The sequence below is a fragment of the Allobosea sp. 2KB_26 genome, assembly GCF_052115715.1.
Taxonomy (GTDB): Bacteria; Pseudomonadota; Alphaproteobacteria; order Rhizobiales; family Beijerinckiaceae; genus Allobosea.
This window is the reverse complement of the sequence record NZ_JBFRHE010000024.1, coordinates 36,735-58,002: the sequence shown is the minus strand read 5'-3', so window position 1 is coordinate 58,002 and position 21,268 is coordinate 36,735. Positions and strand designations below refer to the sequence as shown.

Genomic DNA, 21,268 nt, shown 5'->3' with positions numbered 1-21,268 from the left:
CTCTCGCTTGCCGGCGTGGTTGGCGGGGCCGACGATGCCCTCGTTCTCCATGCGCTCCATGATCGAGGCGGCGCGGTTGTAGCCGATCTGCAGGCGGCGCTGGATATAGGAGGTCGAGGCCTTCTTGTCGCGCAGCACGACCGCGACCGCCTGGTCGTAGGGGTCTTCGCTCTCCGCCTGGCCCATGCCGCTCTTGTCGAAGACGGCGCCGCCATCCTCGTCCTCGCTGCCGGCCTCCTCCTCGGCGGTGACCGCGTCGAGATAGTCCGGCCGGCCTTGCGTCTTCAGATGCGCCACGACCTTCTCGACCTCGGCATCCGAGACGAACGGCCCGTGCACGCGGGTGATGCGGCCGCCACCGGCCATATAGAGCATGTCGCCCTGGCCGAGCAGCTGCTCGGCGCCCATCTCGCCGAGAATGGTGCGGCTGTCGATCTTCGAGGTGACCTGGAACGAGATGCGGGTCGGGAAGTTGGCCTTGATCGTGCCGGTGATGACGTCGACCGAGGGCCGCTGGGTCGCCAGCACGACATGGATGCCGGCGGCGCGCGCCATCTGTGCCAGGCGCTGGATCGTGCCCTCGATCTCCTTGCCGGCGACCATCATCAGGTCGGCCATCTCGTCGACGATGACGACGATATAGGGCAGGGGCCCCAGATCCATCACCTCTTCCTCGTAGATCGCCTCGCCGGAATGCTTGTCGAAGCCGGTCTGCACGGTGCGGGTGATGATCTCGCCGGCAGCCAGGGCCTCGCCGACCCGGACATTGAAGCCGTCGATGTTGCGCACACCGAGCTTCGACATCTTCTTGTAGCGCTCCTCCATCTCGCGCACCGCCCATTTCAGCGCGACCACCGCCTTCTTCGGGTCGGTGACGACGGGGGTGAGCAGATGCGGGATGCCGTCATAGACGGAGAGCTCGAGCATCTTGGGGTCGACCATGATCAGCCGGCACTGCTCGGGCTTGAGCCGGTAGAGGATCGACAGGATCATGGTGTTGATCGCGACCGACTTGCCCGAGCCGGTGGTGCCGGCGACGAGCAGATGCGGCATGCGGGCGAGATCGGCGATCACCGGCTCGCCGCCGATGGTCTTGCCGAGGCAGAGCGCCAGCTTGTGCTTGGTCGATTCGAAATCCTGGCTGGCGAGCAGCTCGCGCAGGAAGACGGTCTCGCGCTTGGCATTGGGCAGTTCGATGCCGATGGCGTTCTTGCCCTGGACGACGGCGACACGCGCCGAGATCGCGCTCATCGAGCGGGCGATGTCGTCGGCCAGCGAGATCACCCGCGACGACTTGGTCCCCGGCGCCGGCTCGAGCTCGTAGAGCGTCACGACCGGGCCCGGGCGGACCTGGCTGATCTCGCCGCGCACGCCAAAGTCCTCGAGCACCCCTTCGAGCAGGGTCGCGTTCTGCTCCAGCGCATCGGTCGAGATCGCTGTCGAGGGAAGCTTCTTTGGCTCGGCAAGGTAGGTCAGCGGCGGCAGCTCGAAATGATCGCGATCGAGCAGGGACGGCTGCGCCTCGCGCGAGAGGCGTTTGCCGGGCTTGGGAGCAGCGGGCCGGGCGGTGACGCGCGGAGCGTTGAGATCGCGCAGGTCCTGCGGTCCATCATCGTCTTCGAAATCAGCGTCGGGAAGGTCGACAACGCGACTGGCCGGGCGCGGATTGGGCAATGGCTCGGGAGCGAAGACGGGTGGCGCGGCGCGCGTGGCTGCTTCGTTGAACTGCGGCTCGCGGCGCACGCGGCTGACGGGCTGGTTGCCGGTTGGGCCGGTACTGACGGCCGGTTCCGGCGGATGAGGCAGGCGACGCAGGATCGCTCCCTTGAGCGCCATCGCGCCATGAGCAAGCCAGCCGACGAGGATGACGGCGAAACCAGGCTCGTCGTCGCGACGCTCCTCGGTCTCGGCCCAGGACTCGTCTTCATCGTCGCTGTCATTGACCGGATCTTCGTCGGTTACGAAGCCGAAGCCCGCTGCGGCGGTCACGGCGAGAATTGCGATGCCGGCATAGAGGAAGGCGACGAGGCCGCCGAGCGCACTGCCTGCGATGCCGACGAGATTGCGTGTCCCAAACAGCAGGCCGTCGCCGATCACGCCGCCCATCCCGGTGGGCAAGGGCCAGCGCGGGGTCGCCGGAAGGGCGCTCGCGACGGCAGCCGTCGCGACGATACCGACAACCCAGAGACCGAGCTTGAGTGCGCCACGGTCGAACAGGTGAAAGCGCATCAGGCGCAACGCCCAGATCAGCGGCGGAAAGAGCATGGCGATGACGCCGAGCCCGATCATCTGCATGGTCAGGTCGGCAATCATCGCACCCGGGCGTCCGAGCAGGTTGTTGACGGCGCCGCCGGTGGCGTTGTTGAGGCTGGGATCTTCTGCGGCCCAGGTCGCAAGCGCGAGTGCCACGGCCGCGGTCAGCGCCAGCAGCCCGAGCCCGACCATCTCCGAGGTCCGTCGCGACAGGAATTCCCGCGCGGGATCGGGCAGGCGATCGATCAGGGATGAGGAGCGTCGGATTGTTCGCATGCCGGCCGGGCCGCCTTCCACAGGACTACAGGCCGTATCAATCCGGCCTCCAGCGATCAGGGTATGAAGGTCAGGTTAAGACCCGCTTAACCTTGAAGGGGAGCGCCTGTCGGGCGGTTCGATCGGTCTGCTTCTTCGGACGAAGTTACCATGAGAAAGGCCCCGGCGGGAGACCGCCGGGGCCTATTTCACGTGAAGCAGTGGACGCACTCACATGCTGTAGGCGCGCTCGCCGTGCTCGGCGATGTCGAGACCCTCGCGCTCCTGATCCGTGGTGACGCGCAAGCCGACGACGACGTCGACGATCTTGTAAAGGATCAGCGAGCCGACGCCGCTGAAGACGAGCGTGAAGAGAACGGCCTTGGCCTGGGCGAGGAATGCCGGCCCGAATTCATAGGCCGCGGTGACGAGCTCGCCCGGCTTGGAGACATAGTCCGGGATGCCGCCGCCGCCGAGCGCCTGATTGACCAGGATGCCGGTGGCCAGCGCGCCGATGATGCCGCCGACGCAGTGGATGCCGAACACGTCGAGCGAATCGTCATAGCCGAGCGCATTTTTGACGGTGGAGCAGAAGACGAAGCAGACGGCGCCGGCGACCAGACCGAGCACGATCGAACCCATCGGACCGGCGAAGCCGGCGGCCGGCGTGACGGCAACGAGACCGGCCACCGCGCCCGAGACCATGCCGAGCAGCGAGGGTTTGCCCTTGGCCGCCCACTCGACGAAGAGCCAGCCGAGCGCTGCTGCCGCCGTGGCGACGAAGGTGTTCATCATGGCGAGCGCGGCGGTGCCGTTGGCCTCGAGATTCGAGCCGGCATTGAAACCGAACCAGCCGACCCAGAGCAGGGCCGCGCCGATCAGCGTCATGGTCAGCGAGTGCGGGGCCATCAATTCCTTGCCGTAGCCGACGCGCTTGCCGAGCAGCATGCACCCGACGAGGCCAGCGATGCCCGCGTTAATGTGGACGACGGTGCCGCCGGCGAAGTCGAGCGCACCCCATTTGAAGAGCATCCCGGCATCGGCGTTGACGGCGTCGAGCGCCGCGGTCGCGGCTGCCTTGGCATCGGGACCCGCCTCAGCCACGGCCTTGGCCGCATTGCCGATGGCATCGGGACCGCCCCAGTACCAGACCATGTGGGCCATCGGGAAATAGATGAAGGTGACCCAGAGGGCTGTGAACAGCATCAGCGCCGAGAATTTGATCCGCTCGGCGAAGGCCCCAACGATCAGGGCCGGCGTGATGCAGGCGAAGGTCATCTGAAAGCAGATATAGACGTATTCGGGGATGACGACGCCGTTCGAGAAGGTCGCCGCGACCGAGTTGCCGTCGACGCCGCGCAGGAAAGCCTTCGAGAAGCCGCCGACGAAATCGTTCAGGCCGCCGCCATTTGTGAAGGCGAGGGAGTAGCCGTAGATCACCCAGAGCAGGCTGACCATGCAGACGATGGCGAAGACCTGGGTCAGCACCGAGAGCATGTTCTTGCTGCGCACCAGGCCGCCATAGAACAGGGCGAGGCCGGGAATCGTCATCAGCAGTACGAGCACGGTCGAGCTCATCATGAAGGCGGTGTCGCCCTTGTTCGGCACCGGCGCGGCGGGAGTCGCTGCTGCCTGGGCCAACGCGACCGCCGTGGTCGCGGCCAGCACCGTTCCGACCAGCCCGGCCCGCAATGGGGTCTTGAAATTCATCGTTGGAAACTCCTGGACTGAGATCGAGAGGATCAGAGGGCGTCGCCGTCGGTCTCGCCGGTGCGGATGCGGACGGCTTTCTCGATCGACGAGACGAAGATCTTGCCGTCACCGATCTGGCCGGTACGGGCTGCGGCAGTGATCGCCTCGATCACCTTGCCGACGAGCTCATCCGAGACGGCGACCTCGATCTTGATCTTCGGCAGGAAGCTCACGGCATATTCGGCACCGCGATAAATCTCGGTATGGCCCTTCTGCCGGCCATATCCCTTCACCTCGGTCACGGTCAGGCCATGCACGCCGATGGCGGTGAGCCCATCGCGCACCTCCTCCAGCTTGAACGGCTTGATGACAGCCATCACGATTTTCATGCTTGGGTTTCCCCGTTTCCGCCGCCCGGATGTCAGCCCCGGCGATCGCGTTGCGCTTCGCGCGCGCCGGTAGCCCGACGCACGTCACGGCCGGTCAATTCAAGGCCCGTGCCAACTGCCGGAGGGGGGCCATGAGCGGATGGGCCAAGGAAAAACGCCCCGTCACGCCTCTCGGCGCGGGGTGATTGCCTAATAAACAGGCAAGTGCTTGGTTGCTGTGCTTTTGCTTAGAAAGCGCTCATTCGCGATCCGGGCGCGGCCGGATCAGGCCTTCCTGCGCCACGGACGCGACGAGCTTGCCGTGGCGATCGAAGACGAGGCCGCGCGAGAACCCGCGCGCGCCCGAGGTCGAGGGGCTGTCCTGGGCGTAGAGCAGCCAGTCGTCGGCGCGGAAGGGGCGGTGAAACCAGAGCGCATGATCGAGGCTCGCGCCCTGGATCTGCTTGTCGAACACGGTCTTGCCATGCGCGATGAGGCTCGAATCGAGCAGCATCAGATCCGACGCATAGGCAAGCACGCTCTGATGGACCGCCGGATCATCGGGCAAGGGCTGCATCGACCGGATCCAGACATTGAACTTCGGCTCCATCTTCTCGCCAGTGGCGTAGCGCTGGAGCTCTACGGGCCGAATCTCGATCGGGCGCTCGCGCTGGTAATAGGCGCGCACGGCGTCGGGCATATGCGGCAATACGCTGCGCTGCATCTCCTCCCGGTTCGGCAGCTCCTCCGGCATCGGCACGTCCGGCATCGGCATCTGATGCTCATAGCCGGGTTCCTCGGCCTGGAACGAAGCCGACATCGAGAAGATCGCCTCGCCATGCTGGATCGCCAGCACGCGCCGTGTCGTGAACGAGCGGCCGTCGCGCAGCCTTTCAACCTCGTAGATGATCGGAGTCTCGGGGTCGCCCGGCAGCAGGAAATAGGCGTGCAGGGAGTGCGGCTGGCGGCCTTCCACAGTCTGGCAGGCGGCGTAGAGAGCCTGCCCGATGACCTGCCCGCCGAAGACCCGCTGCCAGCCGATCTTGGGGCTGCGACCGCGGAACAGATTGCGCTCCAGCCGCTCGAGGTCGAGGATCGACATCAGGGAGTCGCTGATCTGGGACATGGTTCTTCAGTCTCGACTGGCGGGCGGATTGACGGGCGGGCCGGCTGAGCCGAAGACGGTTCCGCCGTATCCTCCGCATCAGCACCGACGCACCGGGCGTCGTCAAGCGATGGTCCAGGCGTGGTCGGCATGAGGCGCAGGAGCAGGACGATGGGGCAGCAGACCGGCCATTCCGACAGGCGGATCGTGATCGCGGGTGGCGGCGTCGCCGGGCTTTCGCTGGCGCTGGCGCTGAAGCGCGCGCTCGGCGAGGCTTATGCGATCGTCCTGGCGGACCCGGCACTTGCGGCACCGCCGCGTCAGGACAACCGTGCCTACGCCGTGGCGGCAGCGGCACGCAACATGCTGGAGGTGCTGGGCGTCTGGGAAGCCGCTGCTGTCAGCTCTGCCGCGATGACGGAAATGGTCATAACCGACAGCCGCAATCCAGACGTGGTGCGCCCGGTCTTCCTGACCTTTGACGGCGAGATCGAACCCGGACAATCCTTCGCCCACATGGTCGAGAACATGGCGCTGATGACTGCGCTGCTAAGCGCCTGCCGTGAAGCGAATGTCGAGATGCGGCCGGAGGGCGTTCGCGGCTTCGATGCGCAGGACGACGCCATCGAGATCACCTATGCGGGGGGCGAGCGCACCACGGCGCTGCTGCTCGTAGCCGCGGATGGCGCACGTTCGCGGCTGCGCGAACGTGCCGGCATCGGCTGGGTCGGCTGGTCCTACCACCAGTCCGGGCTCGTTGCGACGCTGAGCCATGAGCGGCCCCATGACGGGCGGGCGGTCGAACATTTCCTGCCATCCGGGCCCTTCGCGATCCTGCCGCTCAGCGACGGCGGCAGGCTGGGGCACCGCTCTTCGATCGTCTGGACGGAGCGCGAGGAGAATGTCGCGGCGCTGCTCTCGCTCGACGAGGCCGATATGCTCGACGAGATCGAGCGGCGCTTCGGACTGGAGCTTGGTGAGCTTGCGCTGGAGAGCAAGGTCACGGCGATGCCGCTCGGCTTTGGCGTGGCGCGTCGCTTCGTTGGCGACAGGCTGGCGCTGCTTGGCGACGCCGCTCACCTGATCCATCCGATTGCCGGCCAGGGGCTCAATCTTGGGCTGAAGGATGTCGCGGCCCTGGCCGAGGCGATCGTCGATGCGGCACGGCTCGGACTCGATCCAGGCAGCGCCGACGTTCTCGGAGGTTATGAAAGCGCCCGGCGTTTCGACACGGTCGCGATGGGCGCTGTGACTGACGGGCTCAATCGGCTGTTTTCAAATGACGTGACGCCATTCCGCCTGGCCCGCGATTTCGGGCTCGGGCTGGTCGATCGGATGCCGGGGCTGAAACGCTTCTTCATCCGGGAGGCGGCGGGACTGGCTGGGGAACCGCCGCGCCTGCTCAGAGGCGAGGCGCTCTAAGACGAGACGGTCATGGTCGGGACAGGCCCGACCATGACACTGATCGCTCCGAAGGCGCCTGGAGAGTGGGATCTATCCCTCGATCTGCCGTGCCTCTTCCGGCAGCATGATCGGAATGCCGTCGCGGATCGGATAGGCGAGCTTGGCTGCGCGGCTGATCAGCTCCTGCCTGGCCGCATCGTATTCGAGCGTGCTCTTGGTCACCGGGCAAACCAGGATCTCGAGCAGTTTCGGATCGATCCGGGTGGCAGGCATGTCGCGTTCGGTCTCGGTCATGGTCTCTTCTCAGAGCTTTCTGGGCAGATCGGCGAGCATGCCGGCTGCGACCATCAATTTCGGCAGTGAGAGGCCCGACATCGTAATCGCCGAAACCGTTGCGCGGGTTCGATCGGCCTCAGCGCCACGCTCGGCCAGCCAGCCGTCGAGGGTGTCGGAACCGGTTGCGCCCGAGGCGATCTCCTGCGTCAGCCCGGCACGAGCATCGACCAGCGTTTCGATGGCGCGGTCGCGGGCCAGGCGCTCATAATCATCGCTTGCCGGCACGGCTGCGGCCGCAGCCGCGAGGCTGGACAGTCCGAAGACCGAATCGGCACCGAAATGAATCCGCGCAACCTCGGAAATCGACCGCTTGGTCCGGTCGGCGATGTCAACGATGTCGGTTGCCTGGGCAAGCGCGGGCAGGCTGGCAATCTGCGCGGCGAGGGGTTCAGGCACTGATTCGGAGACGAGTACGGCGATGCGGGCCGTGCGCGCCTGGGCGGCCGCCTCGGGCAGCAGGCTGTCGAGTTCGCCGGCGAGCGCCGAGACGCCTCTCGCGTAATGCGCAACCGTTTGCTCGATCGAACCCGGCTTGGCGGCGCCCCGACGCAGGAACCAGCTCATCCTGTCGGTGACGAGTTCCTGAGCTGCGGCGTATAGCCCGATCTGGGTCTTGCCAGGGATCTTGGCGTCGAGCGCATCGATTGCGGCGTTCAAGGCGATCAGATCGAAGGAGTCACGCGCAATCGCGTAGGCCGCGGCGATCGCCGGTGCGTCGGCACGTGTCTGGCCGGCCAGGGTCGAGACGATGGCGGGGCCGCCACGATTGATGATGGCATTGGCGAGTTGGGTTGCGACGATCTCGCGACGTAGCTTGTGGCTGGCAATCTCGGCGCCGTACTGGTCGCGCAATGCCTTCGGGAAATAACGGGCGAGCTCGTTGTTGAGATAGAGATCGTCCGGAATGGCCGATTCCAGCAGGGCATCGTGGAGGGCGAGCTTGGCATAGGCCAGCAGCACGGCAAGTTCCGGCCGGGTCAGGCCCTCGCCCCGCTTCTCGCGCTCAGCGAGCACCATATCGGTCGGCAGGAACTCGACCGAGCGATCGAGGCGCCCCTGAGCTTCCAGCGTCAGCATCAGGCGGCGCAGCGCTGGCGTTGCCGCCGCGCCCTGGGCCTCGGTCAGCGATAGCGCCAGGCTCTGCAGGTAGTTGTTGCGCAGGACGAGGAGGCCGACCTCGTCGGTCATGTCGACGAGCAGGGCGTTGCGCTTCTTCTCAGGCAGGCGCCCGTCGCGGACGGGGCCAGCCAGCGCGATCTTGATATTGACCTCGACGTCGGAGGTGTTGACGCCGGCGGAGTTGTCGATGGCATCGGTGTTGATCCTGACACCGTTGCGCGCGGCTTCGATGCGGCCGCGCTGGGTGCAGCCCAGATTAGCGCCCTCGCCGACGACTCGGGCACGCAGATCGGCGCCGGCGACCCGGATCGCGTCATTGGCGCGATCGCCAACCTGAGCATCGGTCTCGTCGGTCGCGCGGATATAGGTGCCGATGCCGCCGAACCAGAGCAGATCGACCCGCGCCTTCAGGATTGCGGTCATCAGTTCGGGTGGCGTGACTTCCGCCTTGTCGAGATCAAGCAGCGCGCGCAGCACCGGGGAGAGCGGGATGCTCTTGGCCTGGCGTGAGAATACGCCGCCGCCCTTGGAGATCAGCGACTTATCGTAGTCCTGCCAGGAGGAGCGGGGCAGCGCGAACAGGCGTTCGCGTTCGGCCAGCGACGCTGCGGGATCGGGCTCCGGGTCGAGGAAGATGTCGCGGTGGTCGAAGGCGGCCACAAGCTTGATCGCCGGCGAGAGCAGCATGCCGTTGCCGAAAACGTCGCCGGACATATCGCCGACACCCGCGACCGAGAAGGGGGTCGACTGGATGTCGATGTCGATCTCGCGAAAATGCCGCTTCACGGCCTCCCAGGCGCCGCGTGCGGTGATGCCCATCTTCTTGTGGTCATAGCCCTGGCTACCGCCAGAGGCGAAGGCATCGCCGAGCCAATGCCCCTTCTCGATCGAAAGCGCGTTCGCGATATCGGAGAAGGTCGCGGTGCCCTTGTCTGCGGCGACGACGAGATAGGGATCATCGCCATCATGGCGCACGGTGTCGGCCGGCGGAATGACCGTCTCGCCGTCGAGATTGTCGGTGAGTTCCAGCAGGGTGCGGACGAAGATGCGGTAGCTCTCCGTGCCTTCCGCGATCCAGGCCTGACGATCGCTCGCCGGCGGCAACTGCTTGGGGAAGAAGCCGCCCTTGGCGCCGACTGGCACGATCACGGCATTCTTGACCTGCTGAGCCTTGACCAGGCCCAGCACCTCGGTTCGGAAATCCTGCGGCCGGTCGGACCAGCGCAGGCCGCCGCGCGCGACCTTGCCGAAGCGCAGGTGCACGCCCTCGACACGGGGCGAATAGACGAAGATCTCGTAGAGCGGATGCGGCAATGGCAGGTCGTCGAGCCTGGCGCATTCGAATTTCAGCGAGATCGTGCTGCGCGGATAGCCATCCGGTCCGATCTGGAAGAAATTGGTGCGCAGCGCCGCTTCGATCAGGTTGACCAGGCGCCGCAGGATGCGGTCCTCGTCCAGGCTGGTGACGTCGTTGAGCGCAGCTTCGATGCCGTCACGCTCGGCCTGCATCGCCTTCTCGCGCTTGCTCGCATCGAAATGCGGGTCGAACTTGGCGACGAAATAGGCGATCAGCTTCGAGGCGATGCCGGGGTGGCGGGTCAGTGCATCGGCGATGTAGTCCTGGGCGTAGGGCGCACCGACCTGCCTGAGATAGCGACCGAGCGCGCGCAGCAGCGCCGCCTCGCGCCAGGCGATTCCGGCGGCAAGGACGAGCTGGTCGAAACGGTCCGATTCCGCCAGTCCACGGAACTGGGCCATCAGGGCTGCTTCGATCGTCGGATCGAGGCGGGCGACATCGATTTCGCCTCCGCCGGCACGCTCAAGCGTCATGTCGTGCAGCCAGACACGGGCGGCCTCAGGCGCTTCAACTCCATTGGCTGCCGGCGTCAGGTTGAAGGTCCGCTCGTTGACGACGCGGAAGCCCATGTTCTCGAGCACCGGCACGCGGGCGGAGAGGGAGATCGGCGAACCACTCGAGAAGACCTTGAGATTGGCCCGTGCCGCGGTATCGCCCTCGCGTCGATAGAGATTGACCGCGCGCGACCGCTCCGGCGTGAGCTTCTGCAGCATGTCGATGTCTTCGAGAGCATCGGTTGCCGAGAAACGCTCCCGATAGGCGGCGCCAAAGGCCTCGGCATAGCGCTCGGTCAGCGACCGTGCCGCCGGGCCCGCCTTCTGCTCGTCGAGCACGTCCTTGAGGCCATCGGCCCAGGTCCGCACGATCGCGGCAATGCCGGCTTCCAGCGTGGTGCGATCGACCCTTGGCGTGCGGCCTTCGTCGCGGCCGATGATGTAATGGGTGCGGGACAGCGGGCCTTCCGGATAGGCCGGATAAGCGGCAGAGAGGCGCCCCTCATAGATCCGCGCCAGGAATTCGCCGACGCGGCGGCGGACCTGGGTGTCGTATCGATCCTTGGGAATGAAGACGAGGATCGAGACGAAGCGGTCGAACTCGTCGACGCGGGCCAGTGCGCGGACGCGCGGGCGCTCGGTCAGCTGCAGGATATCGAGCGCGAAGCGTTCGAGGGTCTCGCCGTCGATCTGGAAAAGCTCGTCACGCGGAAAGGCATCGAGCACGTTGAGCAGCGCGCGGCCGGAATAGCTCGCGGCGTCGAAGCCCGTGTTCTTGGCGACGCGCGCGACCTTGAGCCGCAGATAGGGAATGGCGCGGGCGCTGCCGGTATAGGCGTTGGAGGTCAGCAGGCCGACGATACGCATCTCGCCATCGAGATGGCCGTCGGGGGTGAAGAGCTTGACGCCGATATAGTCGAGATGGACGCGGCGATGCACGCGGCTCTTGACGTTGGCCTTGGTGATGATCAGCGCCTGCGGTTTGGCGAGGAAGGCGCGAATCTCCGGCGTCATCACCACCATTTCGCGATTCTTGCGCAGCATGCGCACGGAAGGATCGCGCAGAATGCCGAGGCCCGAACTGTCGATCGGGTCGGCAGCCGCATCACCGCCCGGGAAACGGTAGGCTCGAATGCCGAGAAGCGTGAAATTATCGCCGGCGATCCATTCGAGGAATTGCAGGGCCTCAGCGACCTCGTCCTCGGCAAGCGGCGGCGGGTTGGAGCGATAGGCCTGGATCACCTCGGTGATTCGCCCGCGCATGGCAGCCCAATCGTCGACCGCGAGGCCGACATCGACATAGACCCGCTCGAGACCGGTCTTCAGGCGCTCGCGCGCCTCTGGCGTGTCGATGCGGTCGAGATGGATATGGATCAGGCTCTCGCGGCGCGCGCCTTCCGGAGCACGCCCGGTCGCTTCGCCAGCAAGCGAGTGAAAAGCGCCATCGGCATCGCGCACGACCGCCAGGATGGGGTGGGCGACGAGGCGGGGTTCGTAACCTTGCTCGGTCAGTTCAGCCAGCGTCGAGTCGAGCAGGAAGGCCTTGTTATCGTTCACGACCTCGAGAATCGTGATCTGGCGTTCGCGGCCATGCTCGCTGAACGCCTCGTCCCGGAAACGCAGATTCGGCGTGCCGGGCCGGCGCTTCGCGGTCAGATGCTGGTAGGCGGCAGCGGCGGCCCGGGCGAGCAGATCAGGCGGGAGCGCGACGATATCTTCGGCAACGACGCGGCCATAGAGCAGCTTCGGAAACTCCGCCGGCATGCCGGTTCCGCTCTGGGAGGCTGCGGCCTCGACCGCGGCCAGAGCCTCGATCGTTGCATTCGTCACTCGCTTAGCCATCCCCAGAACCCTCGGTTATTTTGCCGCAGCGATGACATAGGCTGCGGCGCCTTTCAACTTTCGTCGCATCATGCGCACGAACAAGGTCGCCCGTGCGAACATCGCGGCAGATCCTGTCGAAAGTTCAACCCCGCCGACACAACAGGAAACGCACCATGTCGAACAAGCATGACAAATCGAAGGTCGGTGAGCTTCTGACTCGGCAGGATGAGCCGCCAAGAGTGATGGCGCTTGCGTTGCCGGAAGTCGAGCTGTCGGCCGAGAATCAGGCCTATTTCGCCAAATGCCAGGAGAAGCTCGGATTCGTGCCGTATGTGCTGCTGGCCTACGCGCATGACGACGCCAAGCTCACGGCCTTCGCCGCGTTCTACAACGATCTGATGCTTGGCCCTTCCGGTCTCTCCAAGCTCGAGCGCGAGATGATCGCGGTTGCCGTGTCGAGCGTGAACCGTTGCTATTACTGCCTGACGGCGCATGGCGCCGCCGTGCGTCAGCTCTCGGGGGATCCTGTGCTCGGCGAGCTGATGGCCATGAACTATCGCGCGGCCGAACTCTCTCCCCGCCATCGCACGATGCTCGACTTTGCCGTGAAGCTGAGCGAGACGCCCTATCTCGTCGACGAAGGGGATCGCGAAGCATTGCGGGGGGGCGGATTCGGCGAACGTGACATCTGGGATGTCGGTGCGGTCGCTTCGTTCTTCAACATGTCGAACCGGATGGCCTCGGCCGTCGATATGCGGCCGAATGCCGAATACCACCGACAGAATCGCTGAAGAGGCTGCATTCCCGCCAAAAGAAAACGGCCAGCGGAAACCGCCAGCCGTTGAGGTAGCCTCGAACCGATAGGCCCGACCCCACCGCGCCCGGGGGGCTGGGGGGCTGACGTATCCGGAACTCGATGAGGCCGGGCCGTCGAGGCAACGAGCGGAGTTGAGCCCGGCAACTTGGCCATCGCTTGGCGCGTTCGCGGCGAAAATGCGGCGTGACTGACGAAGGCGTGATTCTTTTGCGGCCCGCCTCGATCTCTTGCCAGCGCAGCATCTGGGGCGCATCATCCTGCCCAACGGGAAGTGCGATCGGGCCGTGCCGGATCGCCGATCGGGAGGCGCTATGAGCGAAAGCGAAACGCCGCAATCGCACGGGGCCGGGGCGGTGGTTGCCTTCCCCGGTCCGGCCAAGCCGGCGGCTGTTACTTTTGATCGCCGGGAACTCTCAGAGCTTCTCAATCTCTACGGCCGGATGGTCGCTGCCGGTGAGTGGCGCGACTACGCCATCGATTTCCTGAAGGACAAGGCACAGTTCTCGGTCTATCGCCGGACCTCCGAGGTCCCGCTCTATCGGATCGTCAAGGATCCTGCTCTTGCCAAGCGCCAGGGTGCGTACTCGATCGTTGCGGCGACCGGGTTGATCCTGAAGCGCGGCTCGGATCTCAGCCGTGTCCTGCGGGTGGTCGACAAGAAGCTCAGCGTGGTGAGTTGAGACGCGGCGCGGTTCGGCTGCCGTCGCCGATTTCCTTCTGCATCAGCATCTGGTCGAGCCAGCGGCCGTGCTTGTAGCCGACGGCCCTGGCGATTCCGATGAGCGCGAAGCCGGCCTGTTCATGCAGGCGGCGCGAGGCGACCGAGGCGCCATTCCCGTCGCCAATGACTGCGACCATTTGCCGGAACCCTCGGGCTTCGCATGCTGCGATCAGCGCGCTCAGCAGAGCGCGGCCAATGCCCAAGCCCTGTGCCTGCCGCGAGAGATAGATCGAGTCCTCCACCGTGCTGCGATAGGCCGGCCGCGGGCGATAGGCGCCAGCATATGCATAGCCGAGCAGATCCTCGCCTCTGGTCGCGACTAGATAGGGATAGCCATCGGAAACGAGCGCCTCGAAGCGCCGCTGCATCTCGCCGGTCGAGGGCGGTTCAAGCTCCCAGGAGGCGGTGCCGTTCGAGACGGCGTCGGCATAGATCGCGGTGATGACGGGGATGTCGTCGATGCGACCGTCCCTGATCGTGATGGGCTCCATCCGGTCAAGATGGACCGCGAAGAACGCAAAAGAAAAGCCCCGGCTTTGCAGCCGGGGCTCGCGCGACCCGCAAGGGTCGAGGTGGTGCTTACTCGTTACGCGTGCCGAACAGCGAGAGCAGCATCTGGAACATGTTGATGAAGTTCAGGTAGAGCGACAGCGCGCCGTTCACCGAGAGCTTCGCGGCCGATTCCGGATCCATGTCGGAATAGAGATACATCTCCTTGAGGCGCTGGGTATCCCAGGCGGTCAGGCCGGCGAAGACCAGAACGCCGATCGCCGAGATGGCGAAGGACAGCGCGCTCGAGGCCAGGAAGATATTGACCACCGACGCGATCACCAGCCCGATCAGGCCCATGATCAGGAAGGAGCCCATGCCCGAAAGCGACTTCTTCGTGGTGTAGCCGGCAAGGCTGAGCGCGCCGAAGGCGGCGGCCGTGATGAAGAACACCTTGGTAATCGACTCGCCGGTGAAGACGACGAAGATCGACGACATCGACACGCCCATCACCGCCGCGAAGGCGAAGAACATGGCGCGTGCGGTCGAGGAGCTCATGCTCTCGGCCTTGAACGAGAAAAAGAAGATGAAAGCGAGCGGGGCCAGCATCACAACCCATTTGAGCGGGCTGAGATAGATTGCCTGGCCGAATGTCGTCAGCGCCGTGACCTTGCCGGTCGGCGAGACGCCGGCGATCGCCAGCATGCTGATGCCGATGGCGGCAAGGCCGGTGATGGCCAGACCGATCGACATGTTGTTGTAGACGCCGAGCATGAACGAGCGCAGGCCCTGATCCATCTCGACGGCGCTGGTCTGCTGTGCGCGGCCGGCACCCCAGACTGGAGCATTGCGGTCGAAGTTGCTCATAGAGCGATTTCCCTCACAGGTAGAATTCCGGGGCGGACATCGCCTCCGCGATCTCCACCATCGCCGAAAATCGTGGCGACAACGCGGAATATGAGGGGGATTGGGCGACCTTACAAGAGGCCGCCATGGTTAAGAGCGCCGCCTGCATAGATCACCGAGCCCGGCTTGATGCAATGGCGCGAGCGGTCCATGTCTATCCTCGAGGCAAAAGCGACAGTTCTCATAAATTCCGCAGATGAGAAGCTGGCGCTTTCGACAGTATTTTTAGGGTTCCGAACAATCCGAACAGGACGGTAACCACGATCGCGGTAGTCGCAGCGAGGATCGCGCCGGTCGGATCGCTGACGAATTCTATCTTCATCACTTGGGTGACGACCCCCCAGCCTGCCAAAGCGCCGGCGACAACGCCGAACAGGGCAGAGACAAAACCTATTCCGGCATATTCGAGGGCGTACGACGAAAGTATGAAGCGACGTGTCGCGCCGAGCGTCTTCAGGATCATCGCGTCGTATAGCCGCGCATGCTGCCCGGCCGCGAGAGCGCCTGCCAGGACCAGCAGACTGGATGCGATCGCCAGGCCCGAGGCGCCGCGAATCGCGGTCGCGAGCTGGCTGACGATGGTGTTGACCGCTTCGAGCGCGTCCCTCACCCGCACGGCGGTGACCGACGGGAATTCGACCGCCAGCCGGCGCAGAAGCTGCGCATCGGCGCTGGCCGTCGCGTCGGTCCCGGAGGTGACGGTCGCGAGATTGGTGTGCGGCGCGCCGGCAAAGGTGTTGGGGGAGAACACCATGACGAAATTGATGCCGAGCGAGCGCCATTCGATGGTGCGCAGATTGGCGATGCGCGCGGTGATGTTGCGGCCAAGCACGTTCACGGTGACGCTATCGCCGACCTTGAGTCCAAGCCCGGCGGCGATCGGCGCATCGAAGGAGACGAGCGGTTCGCCGCGATAGCCTGCCGGCCACCATTCCCCGGCGGTGATGGTCGAGCCCTCGGGCATGGCTTCCGCATAGGTGATGCCGCGATCGCCATCCAGGACCCAGGCCGCCTGTTCGGAGGCCTTGATCTGCTCGGCGCGCACGCCGTTGAGGCTGGTGATGCGGCCCCGCATCATCGGGACGCGTTCGAGCGTGGCGCCTGGCCTCGCTTCGGCAATGAAGCTGTCAAAGCGCGCGCTCTGGCCGTTCGGGATGTCGAGGAAGAAGAAGCTCGGCGCCTTGTCCGGCAACGACTGGGTCAACTGCCGGGTGAGGCTGACATCGATGAAGGCAAGCGCCGAGAGCAAGGCGACGCCGAGGCCCAGCGAGAGCACGAGCGAGGGTGTCAATGCGCCGGGGCGATGGGCATTGGCGAGCGCCATCCGCAGGGCCGGGTTGCGCGGCCGCGGGCTGCGGCGGGCGAGAGCCATCAGACTCCAGGCGACGAGGCGCAGCAGCAGGAAGATGCCAGCGGCAACGGCGATATAGAGCAGTGCGATGCGGCGATCATAGGCGAAGGCGACGGCGACACCGACGAGACCGATGAGAGCCGCGAGGAAAACACCGAGATAGATCAGCCTGGGCCGGCGCAGATCCGGCTCGATCTGGTCGCGGAACAGGGCTGAGACCGGCACGTCATGCGCCCGGCCGAGCGGCAATATCGCAAAGACCAGCGCAGTCAGCAGGCCATAGAGCGCTGCGATCACCAGCTCTCCCGGCGCCAATGTCGGCTCGAAGGGCAGCGGCAGCAGGTCGCGAAGCGCATAGCCGAGCGCGAAGGGGGCGGCGGCGCCCAGCATAAGGCCGATCGCGATGCCAAACGCCGCAACGATCATCACTTCAGTCAGATGGATCGCGACGACATGTCCGCCGGTTGCGCCGATTGCCTTCAGGGTTGCGAAATCGAGCTTCTTGGCCTCGACGAAGCGCCGCACCGCATTGGCGACGCCGACGCCGCCAACCAGCAGGGCGGTCAGCCCGACCAGGGTCAGGAACTGCGTGAACCGCTCGAGATTGCGCTGAAAGCTCGGCGCGGCATTGGCGCGCGAGCGGATTTCCCAACCAGCGTCCGGCTGTTGGCGTCCGGCATCGGCAATGAGGCGCTCGAGGGCCGTATCATCGGACGCCGTGGGGGGCAGCGAGACGCGATACGTCCAGCGCACCAGGCTGCCCGGCTGGAGCAACCCGGTGGCACGCAACGCGTCCTGGGAAACCAGAAGGCGAGGGCCGAAGCCGACGCCCGAGGCGATCTTGTCCGGCTCGGAAACGAGGCTGGCGCGCAGCTGCACGCGCGCGCTGCCGACCGAGATCGTGTCGCCGATCTTCAGGTCGAGGCGACCAAGCAGGACGGGATCGGCAATGGCGCCAAAGCTGCCGTTGCTCTGGGACAGCAGATCGGAAAGGGGGGCAGCCGGCTCGCTGACGACCTCGCCGATGCTCGGATAGGCGGAATCCACCGCCTTGAGCTCGATCAGGGCCGCGCCCTTGTCGCCGGCATTGGCCATGCCGCGCATGGTGGCGATGGTCGAGAGCGCGCCACGTCCTTCGAGAAAGCTGCGCTCGACGGTGGTGGCCTCGCGGTGGATCAGGCTGAAGGCGACGTCACCACCGAGAATGCGTCGCCCTTCGCGGTGTAGCCCTTCCGTCAGGCCGCGCGACGCCGAGCCGACGGCTGCGATAGCCATGACGCCGAGTGCGAGGCAGGCGATGAAGACGCCGAATCCGCGCAGGCCACCGCGCAGATCGCGCCAGGCGAGGCGCAGGGCGAGTGTCGGGCCAAAAGGGGATCGGGGGGTGGCAGCGGTGGGCTTGACCGGAGCGTGCATGACGAGGGCTCAGGCGACGGCGAGATCGGCATCGACTTCGATCCGCCCGGCGCGCAGGCGCACCGTCCGGTCGCAGGCCGCAGCGAGCGAGAGGTCATGCGTGACCAGCACGAGAGTCGCGCCGCGCTCGCGGCGCAGCGCGAAGATCAGATCGACGATCGAGCGGCCGGTGCTCTCGTCGAGATTGCCGGTCGGTTCGTCGGCGACGAGAATGGCCGGATCAGGCGCGACGGCGCGGGCGATCGCGACACGCTGCTGCTCGCCGCCGGAGAGCTGGGCCGGATAATGGTCCATGCGATCGCCGAGCCCGACATTGCGCAGCTCGGCCTCAGCCCGGGCGAACGCATCGTCTGCGCCCGCAAGTTCGAGTGGCAGAGCGACATTCTCGCGCGCAGTCATGGTCGGAACGAGATGGAACGACTGGAAGACGATGCCGATCTGGCGCCCGCGGAAAACCGCAAGGCCATCTTCCCCGAGCTGACCAAGATCCTGGCCCGCCACCTTCACCAGTCCGGAATCGGGCCGCTCCAGCCCGGCCATCGTCATCAACAGGGTGGATTTGCCTGATCCGGAAGGACCGACCAGCCCGGTTGCCTCGCCGGCAGCCAGTGACAAGGAAACGCCCTTCAGGATATGGACGCGGGCGGCTGCACGCCCCAGACTAAGATGGACATCCCGCAATTCGATCGCCGGGGCTGACTTATCACTCATCGCCACATGATCCTGTCTTCAATGCCATCGACGACGTCCATCCGCATCGCATCGCGATGGGGATGGGGCCTCAGCGCGTTACGCCCCGACGCCCGATATGGGCGCGGACCCGCGCTTGTCCAATCATTTGCCCGTGCTTTTTGCGCTGCGGCCTTTTGGCTGGCGCTTTTGGTGGTCCTTCCGGTTTCAGCCATGGCACAAACCCAGACACCGCACCCGCTCAAGCTTGTCGTGCTTGGCGACAGCCTCAGTGCCGGCTACGGCCTGCCGGCGAGTGCGGCTTTCCCGGCGGTGCTCGAGCAAGCCTTGCGCCAGAAGGGACACGCCGTCGAAATCGCCAATGCCGGGGTCTCGGGCGATGTCGCCCAGGGCGGCCTTGAACGGCTGGACTGGTCCGTGCCCGACGGCACCGACGGCGTCATCGTCGAGCTCGGCGCCAATGACGCGCTGCGCGGTTTCGATCCGGCGGTGACGGAGAAGGCGCTTGAAGACATCATCACGCGGCTGAAAGCGCGCGGTATCCCGGTGCTGCTGGCCGGGATGTATGCTCCGCGCAATCTCGGCACGGAGTATACCGGCCGTTTCGACGGGCTGTTCAGGGCACTCGCCGAGAAACACGCGCTGGTATTCTATCCGTTCTTCCTCGAAGGCATCGCGGGCGATCGCGCGCTCAACCAGCCGGATCTGCTGCATCCGACCGCCGAAGGCGTGCGCGTCATTGTCGAGCGCATCTTGCCGACGGTCGAGCGCTTCCTGGAGACCATCCGCCCGAAATCCTGATCCTTCCGTTCCGGACCGATGCGCCGCCACGGAGCAGGGCGGCGTACGCCTCATGCCGATCGGCCCGAAAATCGCTTCCCACCCCATGAGCGCCGCTGCGCGCAATCTTCCGGAGTTGTCTGACCATGCAATATCGCCGCCTCGGGCGCACCGACCTCCAGGTCTCGGTCATCTGCCTTGGAACCATGACCTGGGGCCAGCAGAACACCGAAGCCGAAGGCCATGAGCAGATGGACTACGCTCTCGCGCAGGGCGTGAATTTCTTCGATACGGCAGAAATGTACTCGATTCCGCCGCGGCCGGAGACACAGGGCTCGACGGAGCGGATCATCGGCAGTTGGTTCAAGGCGCGGAAGAACCGCGACAAGGTGATTCTGGCCTCCAAGATCGTCGGCCGTTCGGCCAATGACTGGTTCCGGGACGATCGCGGACCGACCCGCATAAACCGCAAGCAGATCTTCGAGGCCGTCGACAAGAGCCTGAAGCGGCTGCAGACCGACTATATCGACCTCTACCAGCTGCATTTCCCCGAGCGTGCGATGCCGTGGGGCTCGAACCCAACGCGCTTCAGCAAGGCCGCCTTCGAAACGCCCGATGGCGAGACGTCGATCGCTGAACAACTCGACGCCTTCGGCGAGATCGTGAAGGCCGGCAAGATCCGTCATCTCGGTCTCTCCAACGAGAGCGCCTGGGGCACGATGAGTTTCGTGCGCGATTCCGAAATGCGCGGGGGGCCTCGGGTCCAATCGATCCAGAATGCCTACAACCTGCTCAATCGCACCTTCGAGACGGGGCTGGCCGAGATCGCGATGCGTGAGCAGGTCGGCCTGCTGGCCTATTCGCCGCTGGCCCAGGGCTACCTCACCGGCAAATATCTGGACGGAGCCAAGCCGGCCGGCGCGCGCTCGACGCTGTTCAATCGCGGCCAGCGCTACGAGGCTGCCGGCGCGGAAGACGCGGTGAAGCGCTATATCGCGATTGCCCGCGAGGCTGGTCTGGATCCGGCGCAAATGGCGCTGGCCTTCGTCAATTCGCGCCCCTTCGTGACGGCCAACATCATTGGCGCGACGACAATGGAACAATTGCGAACCGATATCGGTTCGATCGATGTCGCACTTTCGCCTGAGGTCGAAGCAAAGATCGACGCGATTCACCAATTGGTCGGAAACCCCTGTCCCTGAAGCAAGTGTGGCTCATGGCGGGGCGACGACGCGAAGGTTTGCAGAGGTTTTCCTGCAGCCCATCGCTTTTCGTCTCGCCAGAGTCACAAAAACTTGGCACTGATTCGGCATGCCGAGGCTGTTCACAGCTCTGGAGATACCCGCCGAGGTCGCCTCGACGCTGACGCTGCATCGCGGCGGACTCGTTGGAGCGCGCTGGATCGAGCCGGCCGACTATCACGTCACCTTGCGCTTCCTCGGCGATGTCGACCGCCGCATGGCCCATGACGTCGACAGCTTTCTCGCCGATCTGCAGACGCAGCCCTTCGAGGTGATGCTCGACGCATTGGGCAGTTTCGGGGGCGACAAGCCGCGCGCGGTGTTTGCGCGGGTGCAACCCAGTCGCCAGCTCAGCGAACTCCAGGCCGATATCGAACGCCTGATGCGCCGCCTCGGACTACCGGCGGAAGGGCGCAAATTCGTGCCGCATGTCACGCTTGCCCGGCTGCGCGACACCTCACCCGTCGAGGTGGCGCATTATCTGGCGATGCATCCCATCGTACGGCCGATCGCCTTCACGGCCCGGCGCTTCGCCCTGATGTCATCGCGGGATTCGATCGGCGGCGGGCCTTACGTGCTTGAAGCTGCCTATCCGCTTGGCCCCACCTACCCCAATCGGCTGCCGCGAAGCGATTTCCAGCGGAGATGAT

At 65.4% G+C, this 21,268-nt stretch carries 16 protein-coding genes; 6 read left to right on the top strand and 10 right to left on the bottom strand.

The window, feature by feature from the left end:
• The 4 genes from AB4099_RS32315 to tesB form a co-directional block, all read right to left on the bottom strand.
• Nucleotides 1–2,529, bottom strand: a 2,529-nt coding sequence (locus AB4099_RS32315) for an FtsK/SpoIIIE family DNA translocase (protein WP_441481067.1), incomplete at its 3' end; no start/stop codon positions are given.
• A gap of 210 nt (nucleotides 2,530–2,739) precedes the next feature.
• Nucleotides 2,740–4,218, bottom strand: a complete 1,479-nt coding sequence (locus AB4099_RS32310; protein WP_441481066.1) for an ammonium transporter — start codon at nucleotides 4,216–4,218, stop codon at nucleotides 2,740–2,742.
• A gap of 32 nt (nucleotides 4,219–4,250) precedes the next feature.
• Nucleotides 4,251–4,589: a P-II family nitrogen regulator gene (locus AB4099_RS32305; protein WP_043236992.1), complete on the bottom strand. Its 339-nt coding sequence runs from the start codon at nucleotides 4,587–4,589 to the stop codon at nucleotides 4,251–4,253.
• Between the two features lie 238 nt (nucleotides 4,590–4,827).
• On the bottom strand, nucleotides 4,828–5,694 hold the full coding sequence (gene tesB, locus AB4099_RS32300) for an acyl-CoA thioesterase II (RefSeq protein WP_441481065.1): 867 nt from the start codon (nucleotides 5,692–5,694) through the stop codon (nucleotides 4,828–4,830).
• A gap of 150 nt (nucleotides 5,695–5,844) precedes the next feature.
• Here tesB and AB4099_RS32295 point away from each other — a divergent pair, with 150 nt between their 5' ends.
• Nucleotides 5,845–7,095 carry a ubiquinone biosynthesis hydroxylase gene (locus AB4099_RS32295; protein WP_441481064.1) on the top strand — a complete coding sequence of 417 codons (1,251 nt, stop codon included), beginning with the start codon at nucleotides 5,845–5,847 and terminating at the stop codon, nucleotides 7,093–7,095.
• Nucleotides 7,096–7,167: 72 nt separating this feature from the next.
• Here the strand turns inward: AB4099_RS32295 and AB4099_RS32290 are convergent, their stop codons facing one another.
• Both AB4099_RS32290 and AB4099_RS32285 read right to left on the bottom strand, forming a co-directional pair.
• Complete coding sequence (locus tag AB4099_RS32290) at nucleotides 7,168–7,371, bottom strand: Trm112 family protein (RefSeq protein WP_113513472.1); 204 nt, start codon at nucleotides 7,369–7,371, stop codon at nucleotides 7,168–7,170.
• Nucleotides 7,372–7,380: 9 nt separating this feature from the next.
• On the bottom strand, nucleotides 7,381–12,225 hold the full coding sequence (locus tag AB4099_RS32285) for an NAD-glutamate dehydrogenase (RefSeq protein ID WP_441481063.1): 4,845 nt from the start codon (nucleotides 12,223–12,225) through the stop codon (nucleotides 7,381–7,383).
• A 224-nt stretch (nucleotides 12,226–12,449) separates the two neighbouring features.
• Here AB4099_RS32285 and AB4099_RS32280 point away from each other — a divergent pair, with 224 nt between their 5' ends.
• A complete protein-coding gene (locus AB4099_RS32280; RefSeq protein WP_441481068.1) occupies nucleotides 12,450–12,998 on the top strand; it encodes a peroxidase-related enzyme in 549 nt (182 codons plus the stop codon).
• Between the two features lie 337 nt (nucleotides 12,999–13,335).
• Nucleotides 13,336–13,704: a DUF2794 domain-containing protein gene (locus AB4099_RS32275; protein ID WP_113513467.1), complete on the top strand. Its 369-nt coding sequence runs from the start codon at nucleotides 13,336–13,338 to the stop codon at nucleotides 13,702–13,704.
• Here AB4099_RS32275 and AB4099_RS32270 read toward each other — a convergent pair.
• The 4 genes from AB4099_RS32270 to AB4099_RS32255 all read right to left on the bottom strand — a co-directional run bounded on the left by AB4099_RS32270 (nucleotide 13,688) and on the right by AB4099_RS32255 (nucleotide 18,618).
• Entirely contained in the window at nucleotides 13,688–14,236 is a 549-nt protein-coding gene (locus AB4099_RS32270; protein WP_441481062.1) for a GNAT family N-acetyltransferase, read from the bottom strand. The two genes, AB4099_RS32275 and AB4099_RS32270, sit on opposite strands and share 17 nt — an antisense overlap.
• Nucleotides 14,237–14,324: 88 nt before the next feature.
• Complete coding sequence (locus tag AB4099_RS32265; RefSeq protein ID WP_043237003.1) at nucleotides 14,325–15,101, bottom strand: Bax inhibitor-1/YccA family protein; 777 nt, start codon at nucleotides 15,099–15,101, stop codon at nucleotides 14,325–14,327.
• 220 nt (nucleotides 15,102–15,321) lie between these two features.
• Entirely contained in the window at nucleotides 15,322–17,907 is a 2,586-nt protein-coding gene (locus AB4099_RS32260; RefSeq protein WP_441481061.1) for an ABC transporter permease, read from the bottom strand.
• A 9-nt stretch (nucleotides 17,908–17,916) separates the two neighbouring features.
• Complete coding sequence (locus AB4099_RS32255) at nucleotides 17,917–18,618, bottom strand: ABC transporter ATP-binding protein (protein ID WP_441481060.1); 702 nt, start codon at nucleotides 18,616–18,618, stop codon at nucleotides 17,917–17,919.
• Nucleotides 18,619–18,810: 192 nt separating this feature from the next.
• On the opposite strand from AB4099_RS32255, the gene AB4099_RS32250 reads away from it, so the two are divergent.
• The 3 genes from AB4099_RS32250 (at nucleotide 18,811) to thpR (ending at nucleotide 21,267) form a co-directional block, all read left to right on the top strand.
• Nucleotides 18,811–19,398, top strand: coding sequence for an arylesterase (locus AB4099_RS32250; protein ID WP_441481059.1), 588 nt, complete (start codon nucleotides 18,811–18,813; stop codon nucleotides 19,396–19,398).
• 125 nt (nucleotides 19,399–19,523) lie between these two features.
• Nucleotides 19,524–20,579 carry an NADP(H)-dependent aldo-keto reductase gene (locus tag AB4099_RS32245; RefSeq protein WP_113513457.1) on the top strand — a complete coding sequence of 352 codons (1,056 nt, stop codon included), beginning with the start codon at nucleotides 19,524–19,526 and terminating at the stop codon, nucleotides 20,577–20,579.
• A gap of 109 nt (nucleotides 20,580–20,688) precedes the next feature.
• Entirely contained in the window at nucleotides 20,689–21,267 is a 579-nt protein-coding gene (gene thpR, locus AB4099_RS32240; RefSeq protein WP_113513455.1) for an RNA 2',3'-cyclic phosphodiesterase, read from the top strand.
• Nucleotide 21,268 lies beyond the last annotated feature (1 nt).

What these genes read in the sequence shown, in the direction of transcription:
- AB4099_RS32310 (WP_441481066.1), bottom strand. Translation starts at nt 4,218, where the DNA reads ATGAATTTCAAGACCCCATTGCGGGCCGGGCTGGTCGGAACGGTGCTG.
- AB4099_RS32305 (WP_043236992.1), bottom strand. Translation starts at nt 4,589, where the DNA reads ATGAAAATCGTGATGGCTGTCATCAAGCCGTTCAAGCTGGAGGAGGTG.
- tesB (WP_441481065.1), bottom strand. Translation starts at nt 5,694, where the DNA reads ATGTCCCAGATCAGCGACTCCCTGATGTCGATCCTCGACCTCGAGCGG.
- AB4099_RS32295 (WP_441481064.1), top strand. Translation starts at nt 5,845, where the DNA reads ATGGGGCAGCAGACCGGCCATTCCGACAGGCGGATCGTGATCGCGGGT.
- AB4099_RS32290 (WP_113513472.1), bottom strand. Translation starts at nt 7,371, where the DNA reads ATGACCGAGACCGAACGCGACATGCCTGCCACCCGGATCGATCCGAAA.
- AB4099_RS32285 (WP_441481063.1), bottom strand. Translation starts at nt 12,225, where the DNA reads ATGGCTAAGCGAGTGACGAATGCAACGATCGAGGCTCTGGCCGCGGTC.
- AB4099_RS32280 (WP_441481068.1), top strand. Translation starts at nt 12,450, where the DNA reads ATGGCGCTTGCGTTGCCGGAAGTCGAGCTGTCGGCCGAGAATCAGGCC.
- AB4099_RS32275 (WP_113513467.1), top strand. Translation starts at nt 13,336, where the DNA reads ATGAGCGAAAGCGAAACGCCGCAATCGCACGGGGCCGGGGCGGTGGTT.
- AB4099_RS32270 (WP_441481062.1), bottom strand. Translation starts at nt 14,236, where the DNA reads ATGGAGCCCATCACGATCAGGGACGGTCGCATCGACGACATCCCCGTC.
- AB4099_RS32265 (WP_043237003.1), bottom strand. Translation starts at nt 15,101, where the DNA reads ATGAGCAACTTCGACCGCAATGCTCCAGTCTGGGGTGCCGGCCGCGCA.
- AB4099_RS32260 (WP_441481061.1), bottom strand. Translation starts at nt 17,907, where the DNA reads ATGCACGCTCCGGTCAAGCCCACCGCTGCCACCCCCCGATCCCCTTTT.
- AB4099_RS32255 (WP_441481060.1), bottom strand. Translation starts at nt 18,618, where the DNA reads ATGAGTGATAAGTCAGCCCCGGCGATCGAATTGCGGGATGTCCATCTT.
- AB4099_RS32250 (WP_441481059.1), top strand. Translation starts at nt 18,811, where the DNA reads ATGGCACAAACCCAGACACCGCACCCGCTCAAGCTTGTCGTGCTTGGC.
- AB4099_RS32245 (WP_113513457.1), top strand. Translation starts at nt 19,524, where the DNA reads ATGCAATATCGCCGCCTCGGGCGCACCGACCTCCAGGTCTCGGTCATC.
- thpR (WP_113513455.1), top strand. Translation starts at nt 20,689, where the DNA reads ATGCCGAGGCTGTTCACAGCTCTGGAGATACCCGCCGAGGTCGCCTCG.